Origin of the sequence: Pandoraea sp. B-6 (genome assembly GCF_000282835.1) — a bacterium.
In the GTDB taxonomy this organism is placed as follows: domain Bacteria; phylum Pseudomonadota; class Gammaproteobacteria; order Burkholderiales; family Burkholderiaceae; genus Pandoraea; species Pandoraea cepalis.
This window is the reverse complement of record NZ_KB290519.1, coordinates 1-17,308: the sequence shown is the minus strand read 5'-3', so window position 1 is coordinate 17,308 and position 17,308 is coordinate 1. Positions and strand designations below refer to the sequence as shown.

Sequence of the window (17,308 nt, the reverse complement as noted above, 5' to 3'; positions counted from 1 at the left end):
GTGAATACGCCTTCGTCTGCATCGTCCCCGTCGACCGAATTACCCGCCGGCTGGCGCGGCGTCGTCACCGATTGGTCGGGAGATCGCGCCGCGTTCCACGTGCCATGGGGCAAGGCGATGATGTGGATCTTCCTGCTCTCGGACACGTTCGTGTTCAGCAGCTTCCTCATCGGCTACATGACGGTGCGCATCTCGACGACCGCCCCCTGGCCAAATCCGGCGGAGATATTCGCGCTCAATGTGAACGGCCATCCGGTGCCGCTGCTGCTCATCGCCATCATGACGTTCACGCTCATCACCAGCAGCGGCACCATGGCGATGGCGGTGAACTACGCCTACCGGCGCGATCGCGACAAGACGGCCGCCTGCATTCTCGCCACGGCCTATTTCGGCATGGCGTTCGTCGGCATGCAAGCATTCGAGTGGACCAACCTGATCGTGCACGAAGGCATCCGGCCCTGGGGCAATGCGATGGGCGCAGCGCAGTTCGGTGCGTGCTTCTTCATGATCACGGGCTTTCACGGGCTGCACGTGAGTGCGGGCGTCATCTATCTGCTCACGGTGATGCGCAAGGTGCTCAACGGCACACTCGAACGGCGCGGCAACTACCAGCTCGTCGAGATCGCGGGCCTTTACTGGCACTTCGTCGATCTCGTCTGGGTGTTCATCTTTGCGCTGTTTTATCTCTGGTAGGAGGAGCGATGGAATCCTCTGCGACATCCGCAACGCAAGCGTCTGGCGCCAGCGGCGAACACTCGGGCCAACAGCATTCGGTCAGCCTCTATCTCAAGGTGTGGGGGCTGTTGTTCGTGCTCTCGACGCTGTCGTACCTCGTCGACTACGCCGATCTGCAGGGCTACTTGCGATGGGGGCTGATTCTCGCGCTGATGGTGGCCAAGGCCGGCCTGATCGTGGCGGTGTTCATGCACATGCGCTGGGAGCGGCTCGCACTCGTCTACGCGATCCTGATTCCGCCGCTCGCGTTGCTTGTGCTGATGGCCCTCATGGCCGCGGAAGCCGACTACACGTTCCTCACGCGGCTGGCGCATTTTCGGTAGATCGCACCGAGCGCCCGCCGCGACGCCTCACAACAATTCCACCAGCCGCCGGTCGCTCTTGCGGCAGTATTCCGAGCACGCCGTGCGCGCGGCCGTGGCCGCCCCATGCACGAAGAGCGGGGCGTCGGCACGTCGCGACATCGACACCACGATGGACGGCGGCGCCGGCTGCAACGGCAGCTCCGCGACTTCACCGCTCGCAATCAGATCGTCGACGAACAGCCGCGGAATCGCCGCGACACCAAAGCCGTCTCTCACCAGCTGCACGATCACGGCAATCGACGGCGACCCGGTGATGCGCGTCTCCGAGAGCGGCACGCCGTGCACGCCCGCCAGTTTCGCCACGATGTCCTCCAGCGCCCGGTGCGGCGCCGTGCCGCGCCCGTAGGTCAGGATCGGATGCTGCAGCACCTGCTTCGCGAGCCCGCTGCGCGTGTTCGGAAACATGCCCGTGCGCGCGATCCAGTGCACCGGATAGTTGGCGAGCGCATCGCACACCACGCTGCTGTCGTCGCTGCCCTCCACGCGGATGATGAGATCGAGCTCGTCCGCGATCAGGCGGCGCTGCAACTGCACCGAGACGTCCACCGTCAACTCGACTTCCAGCGAGGGATAGTCGGCCGCCAGGCGTCGCAGATAGTGCGGCAGCCAGCTATGCACGACGGTCTCGATCACGCCGAGACGCAACCGTCCGCGCAAGGTGCTTTCGCCCGATGCCGCCGTCTGCAGACGGCGCGCCGCCTCCACCACCGCCTTGGCATAGCCCAGCAGGTATTCGCCGTTGGGTGTGAGACGAAATTCGCGACTGTCGCGATCGACCAGCACGGTTTTCAGCTCCTCCTCGAGCGCCTTGAGCCGCTGTGAGATCGCCGCCGGCGTGGCGTGCAGTGCCGCGGCCGTCGCACGGAAGTTGCGCAGCTTGGCCAGCGTGACGAACGTTTCGAGAAATCGCGTGTTCATGGGACTCGGCGGGTCGGGAGCGTGCCCAAAATTTGACCTCGGATCGGAGAAGAAAAAAACAACGAACCTCGGGAAAACCCGTGACGTTGTTAAGAAATTCTATACGGCAGCGCGTAGAAAAACTCGTTAGCGACAACTTTTTTTTCTTTCTATGCTTCAGCCATCCGATGCCACCGATGCATCCCCCTCAATGCCGGAGCTGTCATGAACCATCCCGCCGTGCTCGACGACCTCGCCTCGCAACGCGACGCCATCACGCCCTTCGCCTTCCGTCAGGCCGTGCGCAGCGGTCAGTTCCGCAAGCCGACCGCCGGGTACTGCGGCGACTTCGCACAAGCCAACCTCGCGATTCTGCCGGAGGCTTACGCACACGACTTCCTGCGCTTCTGCCAAAGCAATCCGAAGGCGTGCCCGCTGCTCGGCGTGGGCGAGCCAGGGCAATGGCACGTGCCGGCGCTGGGTCGCGAGGTGGATATCCGCACCGACGTGCCGGGTTACAACGTTTACCGCGACGGCAAGCTCGCCGAACAGGTCGATCACCTGGCCGAAGTCTGGCAGGACGACTTCGTCGTCTTCGCCATCGGCTGCTCGTTCTCCTTTGAGGGCATGCTGGCGCAGGCGGGCATTGGGTTGCGTCACGTGGAAGAGGGACGCAACGTGCCGATGTATCGAACCAATATCGCCAATCAGCGCGCCGGAAAGTTCGGTGGCGAGCTGGTCGTGTCGATGCGCCCGATGAAGGGGGGCGATGCCATTCGCGCTGTGCAGATCACGAGCCGGTTCCCCGGCGTGCACGGCGCGCCGATCCATATCGGTGACCCGGCGGCGCTCGGCATCGCGGATTTGAATAAGCCGGAGTTTGGCGACGCCGTCACCATTCGCGACGGCGAGCTGCCTGTCTACTGGGCCTGTGGCGTGACGCCGCAGACCGCAATCATGGAGGCCAGGCTGCCGATCGCCATCGCACACCGGCCGGGCTACATGCTGATGACGGATATCCCGAACGCGTCGCTCGCCGTTTTCTGATCGCGCGCGACGTGCGTTGCACGGCACCCTGGCATCACGGCAATACCGGCCAGCGACGCATGACCTGAAGCACCCCGCAAATTTCACGCAAGCAGCACGCATCACTGAAGCTTTACCCGAGCACCAAGCACGACAGAAACACCGCGCCATGACGGGAGGCGGCAGGGGAAGGATCGCCTGCCGGTGACCGCACACGCCCATCGGAGAGCGCGGCCCGAGGGCACATCACACGGCAAGTCACGACATCACCGGAGCCTTTTTTTCTCATGGAAAGCAAAACCCCTCTCGCGCCCCCGGCGGCAGCAGTCTCCGCCGGCACGGCCGATACGTCTGACAAAGGCGGCAGCCTGTTCGGCTGGTACGGCGACGCCACCCCGCGCCAAAAGCGTGCCTTCTGGAGCTGCAAGGTCGGTTACATGCTCGACGGCATGGACACCCAGATGCTGAGCTTCGTCATTCCGACGCTGGTCGCGACGTGGGGCATCAGCCTTGCCGACGCGGGCTTCATCGGCACGCTCACGCTGCTCGCCTCGGCGCTTGGCGGCTGGGCGGCCGGCATTCTGTCGGATCGCATCGGTCGTGTGCGCACACTGCAGCTCACCGTGCTGTGGTTCGCCGTCTTCACCGGGCTGTGCGGACTCGCGCAGAACTACCATCAACTGCTCGCCGCGCGTGCGCTCATGGGCTTCGGTTTCGGCGGCGAATGGACGGCCGGCGCCGTGCTCATCGGTGAAGTGATGCGCGCCCGCGACCGTGGCAAGGCCGTGGGGCTCGTGCAGTCCGGCTGGGCCATCGGCTGGGGCCTGACGGCCATTCTCTACTCGGTGCTGTTCTCGCTGTTCCCCGCCGAAATGGCCTGGCGCGGACTGTTCCTGATCGGCCTGCTGCCCGCGCTGCTCGTGCTTTTCATTCGTCGCTACGTGCAGGAGCCGGAGGTCTATCAGAAGGAGAAGGCCAAGCAGACGTCGGACGACGCGCCCGGCCTGGCGGCCATCTTCAGCCCGGCATTGCTCTCGACGACGATTCGCGCCGCCCTGTTGACCACCGGCGCACAAGGCGGCTACTACGCCATCACGACGTGGCTGCCCACGTACCTGAAGACGGAGCGCCATCTCACGGTGATGGGCACCGGCGGCTACCTCGCCATGATCATCTTCGGCTCGTGGGTCGGCTATCTGGTCAGCTCGTATCTGACGGACCGACTCGGCCGCAAGCCGAACTTCATTCTGTTCGCCGTGGGCTCGATGGTGATCGCGTTCTCGTACACGTCGCTGCCGCTGACCGATAGCGCCATGTTCTGGCTCGGCTTCCCCCTCGGTTTCTTCGCCTCGGGCATCTTCAGCGGCATGGGCGCATTCCTGACCGAGTTGTTCCCGACCCGCGTGCGCGGTTCCGGCCAGGGCTTCTGCTACAACGTCGGCCGTGCCGTGGGCGCCCTGTTCCCGTTCCTGATCGGCATGCTCTCGAAGCAATACGGCCTGGGCACGACCATCGGGATCTTCGCCGGCGTGGCCTACGGCGTGCTGATTCTCGCGGCGCTCACGCTGCCCGAGACGCGTGGCCGTGATCTCGATTCGCTCGAGGCGCACACGCAGTGACACGCGACACCCTGTGCCAATGAAATACCGCGGCAGCCGTCGCTGCCGCGTCCGATGACTTCTCTTTAATTCTCCCGGTAGCGAGATTTGCGAGTGTGTGGCGCGGCGGACGACATCGGCCGCGCCACACGCCGGGACACGCGCGCCCCGCGCCAACACAGCATGACGACGGTGCCCCGGCACCGTCACCCCGTCGATTCACGTTTGACCATTGCTTTGCGAGTGACCCCATGACGAACGCCCTCACGCCCTCCGCTCAAAACCGCGCGCCTGCGCACCAGACCGCTTCACGCTGGCAGTTCTGGATCGACCGCGGCGGCACCTTCACCGACATCGTGGCGCGCCGCCCGGACGGCACGCTCGTCACGCACAAGCTGCTCTCCGAGAACCCCGAGCAATATCGCGACGCCGCCGTGGCCGGCATTCGTCACCTGCTGGACCTCGCGCCGGGCGAGCCGATCACGCCCGAGCGGGTCGAGATGGTGAAAATGGGAACCACCGTGGCCACCAACGCGCTGCTCGAACGCAAGGGCGAGCCGCTCGCGCTCGTGACGACGCAAGGGTTTCGCGACGCGCTGCGCATCGCCTATCAGAACCGCCCGCGCCTGTTCGATCTCGATATCGCATTGCCGGAGGCGCTGTATGCGGAGGTCGTCGAGATCGACGAACGTGTCGGTGCGCATGGTGAAATCGTGCGCGAACTCGATGCCGAGGCGACGCGCCGCGCACTGGAAGCGGTCTACGCCAAGGGGATCCGCGCACTCGCCATCGTGCTGATGCATGGCTATCGTTATCAGGCCCACGAAAAGGCGCTGGCGACGATGGCGCGCGAGCTGGGCTTCTCGCAAGTGTCCGTGTCGCACGAAGTCTCGCCGCTCATGAAGCTCGTCTCGCGCGGCGACACGACCGTCGTCGACGCGTATCTGTCGCCGATCCTGCGACGCTACGTCGAGCAAGTCGCGCAGGAAATGCCGGGCGTCAATCTGCAGTTCATGCAGAGTAGCGGCGGCCTCACCCGTGCCGACAACTTCCAGGGCAAGGACGCCATTCTGTCCGGCCCGGCCGGTGGCATCGTCGGGATGGTGCGCGCGTCGAGCGCGGCAGGCTTCGAGCGGGTGATCGGTTTCGACATGGGCGGCACGTCGACCGACGTCTCGCATTACCACGGCGAGTTCGAGCGTGTGTTCGAAACGCAAGTCGCCGGGGTGCGCATGCGCGCGCCGATGATGAGCATCCACACGGTGGCCGCGGGTGGCGGGTCGGTGTTGTCGTTCGACGGCACGCGTCTGCGCGTGGGGCCGGATTCGGCCGGCGCCAATCCGGGCCCGGCGGCGTATCGACGCGGCGGCCCGCTCACGGTCACCGACTGCAACGTCATGCTCGGCAAGATTCAGCCCGCGCATTTCCCGAAGGTGTTCGGCCCGCACGCCAACGAGCCGCTCGACCGCGATGTCGTGGTGGCGAAGTTCACCGCATTGGCCGCGGAGATCGAACAGGCGACCGGCCGCCATCAGACGCCCGAAGCGCTCGCCGAAGGCTTCCTCGAAATCGCAATCGGCAGCATGGCCAACGCCATCAAGAAGATCTCGGTGCAGCGCGGTCACGACGTGAGCCGCTACGTGCTGACGACGTTCGGCGGGGCGGGCGGTCAGCACGCCTGCGGCGTTGCCGATGCGCTCGGCATGACGAAGGTCTTCGCGCATCCGCTCGCCGGCGTACTGTCGGCCTACGGCATGGGCCTCGCGGATCAGACGGCGATGCGCGAGCGCATGATCGAAGCGCCGCTGTCAGACGACGGTCTGGCGGCGCTGGACGACGCGCTTGGCGCGCTCGCCGACGACGCAGTGAATGTCCTGCTCTCGCAGGGCGTGCCGCCGTCGCGCATCGACACGGTGCGTCGGGTTCATGTGCGTTACGCGGGCACCGATTCGGCGCTGGCGGTGCCGTTCGGTAACGTCGCACAAATGCGCGCTGCCTTCGAGGCGGCCTATCGTCAGCGCTATTCGTTCCTAATGGACGGCGCGGCGCTGATCGTCGAGGTGGCGTCGGTCGAAGCCATCGGCCGCTCGGACGCCCCCGTCGACATCGCTTCGCTCGATGCCCGCACGTCGGGCGCACCGCAGGCGGGCGATCGCGTGAAGCTCTACGCCGGTGGCGCTTGGCACGAGGCAGCGCTGTTTGCCCGCGATACGCTGCTCGCGGGTGACACCATCGATGGGCCCGCCATCGTTGCCGAGAAGAGCGGCACGACGGTAATCGAGCCCGGCTGGCAGGCGCAGATGAGCGCGCAGGGCAACCTCGTGCTGGCGCGCGTGGTGCCGCGCGCCACGCAACGCGATGCCGCTGACCGGGACACGCAAGCCGATCCGGTGCGTCTGGAGATCTTCAACAATCTCTTCATGTCGATTGCCGAACAGATGGGGCTGCGTCTGCAGAACACGGCGTATTCGGTGAACATCAAGGAGCGTCTGGATTTCTCGTGCGCACTGTTCGACCGTGACGGCAACCTCATCGCCAACGCGCCGCATATGCCGGTGCATCTGGGCTCGATGGGCGAGAGCATCAAGACGGTGATCGAGCGCAATCGCGGCGAGATGCGCGACGGCGACGTCTTCATGCTCAACGACCCGTATCACGGGGGTACGCATTTGCCGGACGTCACGGTCATCACGCCGGTGTTCGTGGGCGCGGACGGTGCCGCGAACGCCGAGCCGCTCTTCTACGTCGGCTCGCGCGGCCATCACGCGGATATCGGCGGGATCACGCCGGGATCGATGCCGCCGGATTCGACGCACGTCGAGGAGGAGGGGGTGCTCATCGATAACTGGCAACTGGTCGCGGCGGGCGAACTGCGCGATCGCGAGACGCGCGGGCTGCTGGCCGGTGCGCGCTACCCGGCACGCAACATCGACCAGAACATGGCCGATCTGCGGGCGCAGGTCGCGGCGAACCAGAAGGGGGTCGATGAACTGCGTCGCATGGTGAGCGAGTTCGGGCGCGACGTGGTGCTCGCCTATATGGGGCACGTGCAGGACAACGCCGAAGCCGCCGTGCGCCGCGTGATCGGCGCGTTGGCCGACGGGCACTATCGCTACGCGCTGGATAACGGTGCGGTGATCGAGGTGGCAATTCGCGTCGATCACGCCACGCAAGGCGCGACCATCGACTTCACCGGCACGTCGGCGCAGTTGCCGAACAACTTCAATGCGCCGCGGGCCGTGTGCATGGCCGCCGTGCTGTACGTCTTCCGCACGTTGGTCGACGACGATATTCCGCTCAACGCGGGCTGCCTGAAGCCGTTGACGGTGATCGTGCCGCAGGGCTCGATGCTCAATCCGGTGTACCCGGCGGCGGTGGTGTCCGGCAATGTGGAGACGTCGTCCGCCATCACCAACGCGCTCTATGGTGCGCTCGGACGCGTGGCGTCGAGCCAGGGCACGATGAACAACTTCACATTCGGCAACGAGACGTATCAGTACTACGAGACCATCGCGGGCGGTAGCGGTGCGGGTGAGGGATTCCATGGCGCCGACGCGGTACAGACGCACATGACCAACTCGCGACTGACCGATCCCGAAGTACTGGAGTGGCGCTATCCGGTGCGCCTGGAGAGCCACCGGATTCGCGTCGGGTCGGGCGGCGCGGGGCGCTGGCATGGCGGTAACGGGGCCGTGCGACGTATTCGCTTCCTTACCCCGATGACCGCGTCGATTCTCTCCAACAACCGCGTGCATGCGCCGTTCGGGGCGCAAGGCGGGGCGGTGGGGGCGCTCGGGGCGAACTACGTGGAGCGCGTGGATGGCACGCGCGAGACACTGGCGCACATCGGACGCACGCAAATGCAGCCGGGCGACATCTTTGTCGTCGAGACGCCGGGAGGGGGCGGGTTCGGCGTCGCGTGAGTGAATCGTGAGCGATAAACACGCCGCGCGAATGGGAAATCACTGAAGCGCGGCGTGATACCGGAAGGGAATGCTGCCTTTGCAAAGGCGAGCGTCGAGTGTCTTTGTACGATGCGTTATGTCTTTCGACTGACCGCAACATACGGAGGCGCTTCCATGTCTGACCCGTTGCAACATCCCACCCTCACGCCCCCCGCGTCCGTCGCTCCAGTGCAGGACGCGGCGGACGATCTTCTCGTTCAGTACGAACGCGCATGCGCCGACATGCAGCTGGCCGGGCGCAAGTTGCACCGCCAGATGCAGGACTACCACGCGGTGCTCGACGAAGTGGCGCGTCTCGAAGCGGCCGGCACCCCCGACGCCCGCGAGAAGCTCAAGCGTCTTGAGGCACTCGTGCGGAGCGAGGCATTTCAACGTGACGAACGTGAAATTCGTCGCATGACGGCGGCCCTTGCGCACACGCTCGACCGGATGCGCGCCGATGCGCCCGTGCCGCTCGCCGCGGCGTCAACCGTTCCCGCGAAGCGTGCGCCCGCCGTGCGCCGCGTCTGCGCCTGAGACGAGATTCGGCATGATCGATCGAATCTCCGGCACCCCATCCCCATCGCGCGCGTACACCGATGTCGCTGGCCAGCTTCGCGCCAAGCCCACCGATTCCCAAAATCCGCTGCTCTCGACGATCGCCGTCGCCAGCGATCAGTTGACTACCCTGCAATCGATGGCCGACGCGTGGCTGGCGCAGGCGCAAACGCGCATCAACGTCGCTCGCGACGCCCGCGATTTTGCAACGGTAGTGGGGGACATGGCGCAGCGGGCTTCCCTGGGCACGACTCCCGAAGGGTTGCCGCCAGCGCTGCGAGACTTCGCGATTCGGCACGAGTTGCTGTCGACTCAGGTCGCCGACACGCCGTTAGATGCGGACGCTCTGAAGGCGCTGGAATCCCGGCTTCAGTCGCTGGCCCTGACCGACGGGGCGTCAAGCACTAGCGAGCAGATCCAGCTCAAACGTTTCGTTACCCGCTACGACAACACCCTCACGCTCTACAACGCGGTGATCGCCAAACTTGGCGAAATCATGAAGAAGATCGTGACCAGCATCTAACCCGCATCCAAAGATCCAAAGGGCCGCGCAGGTCTGCCGTCGCGCGTCGATATTGACGCGCGTTTGCCCGCCCCGATTTCACCGACTTCAGGAATCAAGTGTCATGACGCCTATCCAGTACGCCTCTTCCCGCCTCGTACCCTCGCAAACCGGACTCACGCGCGACATCAATGTCGGTGGCGTCACGAAGTCGCTAGATTTTCACGGAACGCTCGCGCAATACGCCATGTTGATGATGGAGATGAACAACGGCGAGGCGCAGCACATGATCCAGGAAATGCAGCGACGTCAGAAAGAGGGACAAGAGGCGCGCGAGGTCGGGAACCTGATCGAATCGCTGATCAACGACATCGGCTCGGACACGTCGAAGAAGAAAACCGTCGGTGACGGCATCCGGGCGTTCTTCGACAAGCACAACATCCAGATCACCGTGTACGGCGACGGGACGAAGAAGACCATGATGGAGTGGGAGTCGCGCACCAAGCGGGTCGGCGAGCCAGGCTACACCACACCGACGGGAGGCAACGCGCAATACAACGCGTCCGATCTGCGCACACTGAAGGCTGCCGCCGAGGGCTTCACCGAGCAGGCCTCTGACAGCCGCACGGTTGACCAGATCAAGATCAACAAGAAGCTGCAGGAGTACAACGGCGCCTCCACGCTGGTGAACACGATCTACAGTTCGCAGGGCTCGCAGCTCAACCAGATCAACGGGTCGATGCGCACATGATGGCGGCAACGTCCCTGGACACCGCGCCGCCGGCCCCGGGCGCGGACGACGCGCCAGCGATCCTTTCGCGATTCTTCGAACGCGGGGGCGCGCTGCGCATGCTGGCCGATCTGGACGAGGCGGACCTCGCGCGTGTGCGCGCCCATGCCTGCCAGCGGTTCGCCCAAGGCCAGATCGCGGCGGCGCAACGGGTGTACTTCGTACTCGCCACGCTCGACCAATGGTCGTTTGACGATTGGTTCGGGCTCGGCCTGTGCTACCAGCGACTCGGGCAGCACGAACAGGCGCTGCCGTGCTTCGCGAAAGCCGGCCTGATTCACGCGTCGGACCCGCGCCCGCCGTATCTCGCCGGGATGAGCTACGAGCACGCAGGCAACCGGGAATTCGCTCGCAAATCGTTTGACGCAACGCTGCGCATCTGCGGACAACTGCCTCAGCACGACAAGCTCGCCCGCTCGGCACGGGCGCGGCGCGACGCGCTGAATGCCACTTCGGATCCTAAATCAACATGACCGCCATTTATTCCCCACGAGCCGCGTACGCGCCTGCCTGGACCGGCAACGTCGGCAACGCGCCCGCAGCTGCCGTCGCCGTTGCGAACGACGTCATCGAGTCGCCGGATGCCGCTCGTCAACGACGCGAACGCTTGGACTGGCTGCGCACCGAGGACTTTGCGCCAGACCCGTCGACCGGCGTCGACTGGCAAGACGCCGACGACGCGTTCGCCCGCCTGCTGAATCGCCTCTTTGCCGTCGGCAGCGGACTGGCGGCGAACGCGCTGGGGGCGTCCAGCGCCGACGGCACTTCGAACGCTGCGAACGCCTCAACGCTCTCTGCGCTCGAGAACGTCGATCCGTCCACGCTGGCGATGATGGCGTCGATGATCGCGATGGACGCGCTGGGCGACACCGCGAAGTCCACGCAGCGGGCGCTGACGTTGATGGGCGAGCGTCAGGAAAAGCTGCGTCAGGAGGACATCAAGAAGTATCGCGAGCAGATGGACGCGAAGACAGAGGATGCCAACAAGGCCCGCAAAGGCGGCATCTTTGGCGTGGTGTTCGACTGGCTCATCGCGGCGGTCGACGTGGTGGTCGGCGCGGTCAAGGTCGTGACGGGCGTCCTCAGCATGAATCCGCTGATGATCGCGGGCGGTGTGGCCGATGTTGGCGCAGGCATTGCCGGGCTCGGCGTGGCGTTCCACAAGACGATGGCGCTCGTCGACCCGAAGAACGCGGCCTATCACGAGAAAGAAGCGACCAAGTGGGGACACGCCCAACTGGCGTTCCAGATGCTCGGCATGGTCATCGGCTTCGGCACGTCGATCAGGGGCTTCATTGCCAAGCGCGCGACGACCAAAGCCGCGAGCCGTGTGTTCAAGGCGGGCGCGGGCGAGGCGCTGGAGCAGGCGGTCAAGTCGGGCGACAAGGCTGCCGTCGCGGCGATCAAGTCTCGCGTGGTCTCCGAGATCGGTTTCGTCGTCGGCAACGAGGTCGGAAAGCGCGTGGGCAAGTCGCTGTTGCAAAGCGGCACGCAGAGCGGTCGCCGACTGGCGAAAGCGGGCTTCAATCGCATGGCCGAGCAGTTCACGCAGCAGATGGTCGAACAGATGGCCTCGCGCGCTTTCGACAAAGTCGCAAAGAACGCCGCGAAGCAAGTCGCCAAGAGCAAGGCGGTGACATCGAAGGAACTGACCAAGTCCTTCACGTCGAGCATGAATATTCAGGGCTATTTTGCCGTGGCGCGTGGCTCATGGTCGCTCTCGGGCGCACTGCGCGGCACGTTCACCGGCGCCAACGCCCTTGGGCAGGGGATCGTCGGCGCACAGCGCGCGAAGCTGCAACTCGAAGCGCGCGATCTCGGCGTCGACATGATGTGGCTGCAGATGCTCATGCAAATGAATGGCGACGACAAGAAACGTGCCGCCAAGCGGATGGAAACGCTCGTGGGTCAGCAGAGCGACATCGCAGTGTCCACGGGCGAGCAAGTGCAGAAAACGGGCGAGATGCGCATTCGTATCGCGGCCTCGTTGTCCCGGGCGTGAGCCCGCGCGGATCTTTCGGACGCGGTTTTCCGCCGCGTCGTCTACCTACGGAGTGATGACATGACTTATGCATTGAGTTCGACGTCGGCGAATCCGCGTCAGGCCGGTATTGCCGCCTCCGACGCCCAGCAACGCGCCGCGACCGACGACGAGGGCGCGCGCGTATTGCCGCGCATTCGCGAGCAGGTCGACGGCCTTCAATCCGCGCAGGCGCTCATCGCCCTGTTTCTCGCCATGCGGGTGGCAGAGCGCAACACCGACCAGGCGTATCGCACGCGTCACGATGCAATGGTCTTCGAGCGCGGCCAGACCGCGCGCAGCGAGAAGTACAACGCCAACAACTTGCATTACCGCGCCGGGCTGTATTCGGCCATTGGCGGTATCGTCTCCGGCACCTTCTCATTGGCCGGCGGTGTGGGATCGGGCGCGGCAGGGTTTGGGGGCGAGTTGGGCAAGTTGCGAGTGGTCGGCACGGCGGTCGGCGAAACGACCAAGGGCGTCAGCCAGTTCGTGAAGTCGCCGTTCGATGTCGTGTCCAACGACGATTCGCTTGCCGGACGCGATAACGATGTGCTTGGCGAGTTCGAGATGTCGCTCACCGAGGAGACGCGTCGCACGAACGATCGGCTGCGTCAGCGCATTGACGCGACCAGTGCGGACATCCGTGAAGTGTCGCGCGCGATGTACGGCATGATCGGCCAGCAAGTCACGAAGATGTACGACACCATCCGATAAGCCCATGACCGTTTGCGAGCGCGCCGTTGCGGCATTCTTCAGAGCCCACCGTTTCACGGCGCGCGTTGAAATCTGCGAGCGCACGCACGTCGAACTGGGACAGCGCGTCGAGAACGGCGAACTGTCCCTTTGTCATCGTCTCGACCGTGTGCCTGCCGGTGTCGTGCTGACGATCACCGACTTCCGCCTCGACGCCGAAGCGAAGGCAAGCGAGCATGCCGTGAGGCGCTTCTGCCAACTGATCCGGACACTGTTGCGCACGGTGCCCCATGTCGGCTACGTGCGCGGCATGATCCTGCCCGGCGTGAGCGACACGCGCGTTCGTGCGACACGTCTTCGCCTCGGTGCGATTCTCGAACGCGAGGGGGCGTTCTGGCGTGAGGAAGACGGCGATCGATGGCTGGTCTTCTGTCGGGAACCCAGCCGCCGATAGGGGCATTCAGGGCAACATGCCGAGCAGGTGCCACCAGAGATAGTCGAGCGGGAAGAGCAGGACGAGGGTGATGAGCGTCATGACGACGGTCAGCCGCGTGCCATCGCGCATGCCGACGCCGCCCAGATGCATCGCAATCATCATCGGCGGGCTCTGATAGGGCAGGAGGACGGTGGAGAACACCGGCACTTGCAACATCAGCACGGTGTAGAGCGGCAGGCCGCTCGCGCTCGCGAGCTGTCCCGCGAGCGGAGTGAGCACCGCCGGCAGACCGGGAAGCGTGGCGACCAGTCCGATGGCCGCGCCGATGGCGATGAGCCATGCGGCATTGATCGCGGGGGTGCCCGGCGTCATGCTCACCGCATCCAGGCATAGCCGTGCGAGCTTCTCGCCCAGCCCCGAATCCGCGACGACCGCGCCCACACCGAGAAAGCCCGCGACGTAAATAAGCGGCGTGATGTGCATCTGCTCGGTGAAGGTCTTGGGCGTGATGATGTGAATCGCGGGGAGCAGGCAGAGGATTGCCGCGGCAACGGAAATCCACGCGGGCGAGATGCCGTGCCAGGCATCGGTCGCGAATCCGGCGAGCGCCAACGCCAGCAATACCGACAGGCGTCGGGCATCGTTTGACAGCGGTGGCGGGGCACCGTTGGTCACCTGGGTGAGGGGGCCGTCGTCGGGGAACAGGCGGCAGATCACCCACACCAGAATGGCGGCCTTGAGCGCACCGAGGACAGGGAAGTGCAGCAGCAGGTAGGGCGCGTAGTGCAGCTTTACGCCGTAGAACGAGTCCGCCGCGCCCATGAGCACACTATTCGGAATGTTGGCGGGCAGGATCGTCGTGGGCGGCATGTAGCTCGCGGCGGCGACCATCATCACGAGACCGGTGCGTCCGCGCCGACCCTCGGTGAGGCCGATGCGATCGGCGAGCGCGAGCACGATGGGGATCAGCAGCAGAATACGTCCCGTCGTCGAGGGCATGACGAAAGCCAGACCCACGCAGGCGACCATCACCGACGCCACATAACGCGCATACGTTGGGCGCTTGAGTGCGAACAACGTCGCGGCCAGCCGCGCGCCGAGTCCTGTCGTGCGCACCGCGATACCCGTCACCGCACCCCCAAAGACGAGCCACCACGCAGCCGAATGAAACCCGGCGAAGATCACTTCCGGCTTCGCGACATGGAGCAGGACGGCGAGCAGGAAGAACGTCAGCGTGGTGATCGGCTCCGGGAACAGGCCGAACGCCCACGCCCCAATGGTGAACAGCACGAGCACGGCGGCCTGCGCGGCGGTGGGCGACAGGCCAAGGGCGGAACTGCCATGGCTGGCGGCCCACAAGGCGGCAGCGAACATCGCGTAAATGACGTAACCGCCAAGGGTGCGCACCCGTGAGCGCAGGCGTTCGCGGCGTAATGCGTCGGCCGCCGAGGGGCGGTGATGGCGGGGATCAGGGGTGTCCGGCGAGGCGGATTCGGTCATGGCGCTTGTCGTTGTGGTGTTGGGCCAGGCAGGCGTGTTACGCGGTCCGGCAGCGATGGGGGCGCGCTTGCATCGCCGTGGGCATATCGTATGCTAGCGACTTCGACAGCGTCACCCGATCAGGACAAATTCCGTCGCGAACATGCCACGCTCTGCACTCGTGCCTGCCCATTGCCCCAACGTCTTTGCCATACCGCGCAGATCGCACGACTTCCGCCACGAATCGTGGGCGACGCGATGACGGCTGTCCCACCGAAGCCCTGGTTCCTCTACCTGCTGGAGTGCGCGGGCGGTCGCATCTACACGGGCATCGCCGTCGACGTCGAGGCGCGATATGCGGCGCACGTCGCGGGCAAGGGCGCACGCTTCACGCGCGCCTATCCGCCATTGCGCATCCTGCTCTCGCTCACCTTTGCCGATCGCTCGGCCGCCTCGCGGGCCGAGTACCGCGTCAAGCAACTGAGCGCGTCGCAGAAGCGCGCGCTCATTGCCGGTACGTTCCCTTGCGATCTCGGCGATGTCCGCGCCGCCGGCGATCTCAAGGCACCAGGCGTGCCTGACGAATGATCCGGCGCACGTCGCGCTGGATCGCGCCGAACTGGCCGCGCGACGGAATTGGCGACACCACGAGCGCCCAACTGTCGCCGGGTACGGTCTTCTCCACCACGGTGTAATAGGTCGACTGGGTGCGGAAGAAGTCGGCGATGCCGTCGTGGCTGATGCGATAGTTTCGCTCGCCCGCGCCGGGCACCATGAATACGCCAAGCGTGTAGTAAACGTCGCGATCCGCGCTGACCGGGCCGGACCGCTTGTCAAGCAACAATGTGCGCAGCGTCTTCTCCGTGAGCAGGCTCGGCCGGCGAATGTCGAACACGCGCCACACCTTGAGCAGCGCGCTCGTCGACATCTGCCACCCGGCGAACGGAGCCAGCAGACGCCAGTTGTCGGGCAGGGTGGCGCCGGAGATGCCAAGCGGCGCGAAGATGTGCGTTTCGCAGAAGTGCTTGTAATCGTCGCCGGAAACCGCTTCGATCACCATGCCGAGCAACAGGTACGACACGTTCGAGTAGACGAAATCGGACTTGCCAGTCGAGTGCCCGGCGTCGCCGGCGTCGAGATAGTTGAAGAAGTCCGCGCTGCCGCCCACACGCCGGATCGCCAGTCCGCTGAACAGGCCGTTCACGGGATCGTTGTAGCCGTTCGTGGCAAGCCCCGCGCGATGCGCGAGCAGGCGTCGCACGGTCAGCTCGCGCAACGACGGGTCGAGCGGCTTGCCGTGCTGTTTCGAATAAGTGTCGAGCAGATCGCCGAGTGTTGCGTCGAGCGAGAGTTTGCCCGCCTGCACGAGCAGCGCGATGCCGATGGCCGTCACCGACTTCGACAGGCTGGCGACGGGCAGCAACTGTCGGACGTTGTCGCCCGACGTGGCCGCTTCGAGCCCCACGCCAGCATCGGATTCCGTGCGCAGCCAGACATGCGACAGGTTGTAGCGCTCCTTGAGCTGCGCCACGCCCTGCGTGAGCGTCGCCTGACCGATGGGCACCGCCGGTTGGATCGGTTTGGGCGCGCCGGATGACGGCAGCGCCACGACCACCGGATTCGTATTCGCGGCAACGGGCGACGACGCCGCTGCCGACGTGGACGTGGCCGTCGACGCGGTTTGGGCGAGCGCATGGCCCGCGGTCATTAACATGGCAGTGCCCAGCAAGGCACTCAGGACACCGACGACAGCGCGGCGCACGGAGGCACTCCGTCGCCCCGTCGCGAGAGCGACGACATGCTCGTTGCGCCGCGATACCCGCGGCATTGTCAGACGTGCCCCTGCCGGACGGCTGTGCCGTTCGACGTACATTTTCTATTCCCCCCGCGCACGATGCTTCGAACCACAAATCGACTCTCTTCGGAGACGGAAAGGTTCGGGGTGCGCACGTGTCGCTTTGCGGCGCTCTTCGATATCGAAGTTTAGGAAAAACTTCGTTCAAATAACCAGTAAAAACGCTGAATTCTACATTAAATTGCGTTTATGGAGATCAAACACCCATAGTGGCGCGCAATCGCACGGTGGCAACGTCGGGCGGCCGGGGCGGCTCCCGAGCCGTCGCCGACGAGACCTGTAACGCATCGCGGTGTAAGCTATCGCCCTGACAGGCTCTGACTCGCCCACAGGCCATGGGAGCGGCGTCCCGTAGGTGACGTCGTGCCGGCTGAAGGATCGACCGATACATGACTGAACCCTCCCGC

General features: G+C 65.1%; 16 protein-coding genes. 13 read left to right on the top strand and 3 right to left on the bottom strand.

Annotated elements, in window-relative coordinates; genetic code table 11:
- Both A985_RS0111485 and A985_RS0111480 read left to right on the top strand, forming a co-directional pair.
- Positions 1-693 (top strand): heme-copper oxidase subunit III family protein, encoded by a 693-nt coding sequence (locus A985_RS0111485; protein WP_017233547.1) that lies wholly within the window; start codon positions 1-3, stop codon positions 691-693.
- An 8-nt stretch (positions 694-701) separates the two neighbouring features.
- Positions 702-1,058 carry a cytochrome C oxidase subunit IV family protein gene (locus A985_RS0111480; RefSeq protein ID WP_017233546.1) on the top strand — a complete coding sequence of 119 codons (357 nt, stop codon included), beginning with the start codon at positions 702-704 and terminating at the stop codon, positions 1,056-1,058.
- A gap of 27 nt (positions 1,059-1,085) precedes the next feature.
- Here A985_RS0111480 and A985_RS0111475 read toward each other — a convergent pair whose 3' ends face one another.
- Entirely contained in the window at positions 1,086-2,018 is a 933-nt protein-coding gene (locus A985_RS0111475) for a LysR family transcriptional regulator (protein WP_017233545.1), read from the bottom strand.
- Between the two features lie 252 nt (positions 2,019-2,270).
- On the opposite strand from A985_RS0111475, the gene A985_RS0111470 reads away from it, so the two are divergent.
- The 10 genes from A985_RS0111470 (at position 2,271) to A985_RS0111425 (ending at position 13,585) form a co-directional block, all read left to right on the top strand.
- Positions 2,271-3,044, top strand: coding sequence for a putative hydro-lyase (locus A985_RS0111470; protein ID WP_026131871.1), 774 nt, complete (start codon positions 2,271-2,273; stop codon positions 3,042-3,044).
- 266 nt (positions 3,045-3,310) lie between these two features.
- Positions 3,311-4,642: an MFS transporter gene (locus A985_RS0111465; protein WP_017233543.1), complete on the top strand. Its 1,332-nt coding sequence runs from the start codon at positions 3,311-3,313 to the stop codon at positions 4,640-4,642.
- A 230-nt stretch (positions 4,643-4,872) separates the two neighbouring features.
- Positions 4,873-8,544 (top strand): hydantoinase B/oxoprolinase family protein, encoded by a 3,672-nt coding sequence (locus A985_RS0111460; RefSeq protein WP_017233542.1) that lies wholly within the window; start codon positions 4,873-4,875, stop codon positions 8,542-8,544.
- Between the two features lie 156 nt (positions 8,545-8,700).
- The gene (locus A985_RS0111455) at positions 8,701-9,102 is read left to right on the top strand and encodes a hypothetical protein (RefSeq protein WP_150564587.1); all 402 of its coding nucleotides are present in this window, start codon (positions 8,701-8,703) and stop codon (positions 9,100-9,102) included.
- 13 nt (positions 9,103-9,115) lie between these two features.
- Entirely contained in the window at positions 9,116-9,646 is a 531-nt protein-coding gene (locus tag A985_RS0111450; protein WP_017233540.1) for a hypothetical protein, read from the top strand.
- Between the two features lie 103 nt (positions 9,647-9,749).
- Positions 9,750-10,376 (top strand): hypothetical protein, encoded by a 627-nt coding sequence (locus A985_RS0111445; protein WP_017233539.1) that lies wholly within the window; start codon positions 9,750-9,752, stop codon positions 10,374-10,376.
- A complete protein-coding gene (locus A985_RS25150) occupies positions 10,373-10,888 on the top strand; it encodes a tetratricopeptide repeat protein (RefSeq protein WP_017233538.1) in 516 nt (171 codons plus the stop codon). Before A985_RS0111445 ends, A985_RS25150 begins: the two co-directional genes overlap by 4 nt.
- Positions 10,885-12,417 (top strand): type III secretion system translocon subunit SctE, encoded by a 1,533-nt coding sequence (gene sctE / locus A985_RS0111435; protein ID WP_017233537.1) that lies wholly within the window; start codon positions 10,885-10,887, stop codon positions 12,415-12,417. The genes A985_RS25150 and sctE overlap by 4 nt, the downstream gene beginning before the upstream one ends.
- Positions 12,418-12,477: 60 nt before the next feature.
- Positions 12,478-13,152 carry a hypothetical protein gene (locus A985_RS0111430; protein WP_017233536.1) on the top strand — a complete coding sequence of 225 codons (675 nt, stop codon included), beginning with the start codon at positions 12,478-12,480 and terminating at the stop codon, positions 13,150-13,152.
- Between the two features lie 4 nt (positions 13,153-13,156).
- Positions 13,157-13,585, top strand: a complete 429-nt coding sequence (locus A985_RS0111425; protein ID WP_017233535.1) for a hypothetical protein — start codon at positions 13,157-13,159, stop codon at positions 13,583-13,585.
- 6 nt (positions 13,586-13,591) lie between these two features.
- Here A985_RS0111425 and A985_RS0111420 read toward each other — a convergent pair whose 3' ends face one another.
- A complete protein-coding gene (locus A985_RS0111420; RefSeq protein ID WP_017233534.1) occupies positions 13,592-15,067 on the bottom strand; it encodes an SLC13 family permease in 1,476 nt (491 codons plus the stop codon).
- Positions 15,068-15,304: 237 nt separating this feature from the next.
- Between A985_RS0111420 and A985_RS0111415 the strand changes: the two genes are divergently transcribed.
- Positions 15,305-15,634: a GIY-YIG nuclease family protein gene (locus A985_RS0111415; RefSeq protein ID WP_039830231.1), complete on the top strand. Its 330-nt coding sequence runs from the start codon at positions 15,305-15,307 to the stop codon at positions 15,632-15,634.
- Here A985_RS0111415 and A985_RS0111410 read toward each other — a convergent pair.
- The gene (locus A985_RS0111410) at positions 15,606-16,808 is read right to left on the bottom strand and encodes a serine hydrolase (protein WP_198288689.1); all 1,203 of its coding nucleotides are present in this window, start codon (positions 16,806-16,808) and stop codon (positions 15,606-15,608) included. The two genes, A985_RS0111415 and A985_RS0111410, sit on opposite strands and share 29 nt — an antisense overlap.
- Positions 16,809-17,308: the final 500 nt, after the last annotated feature.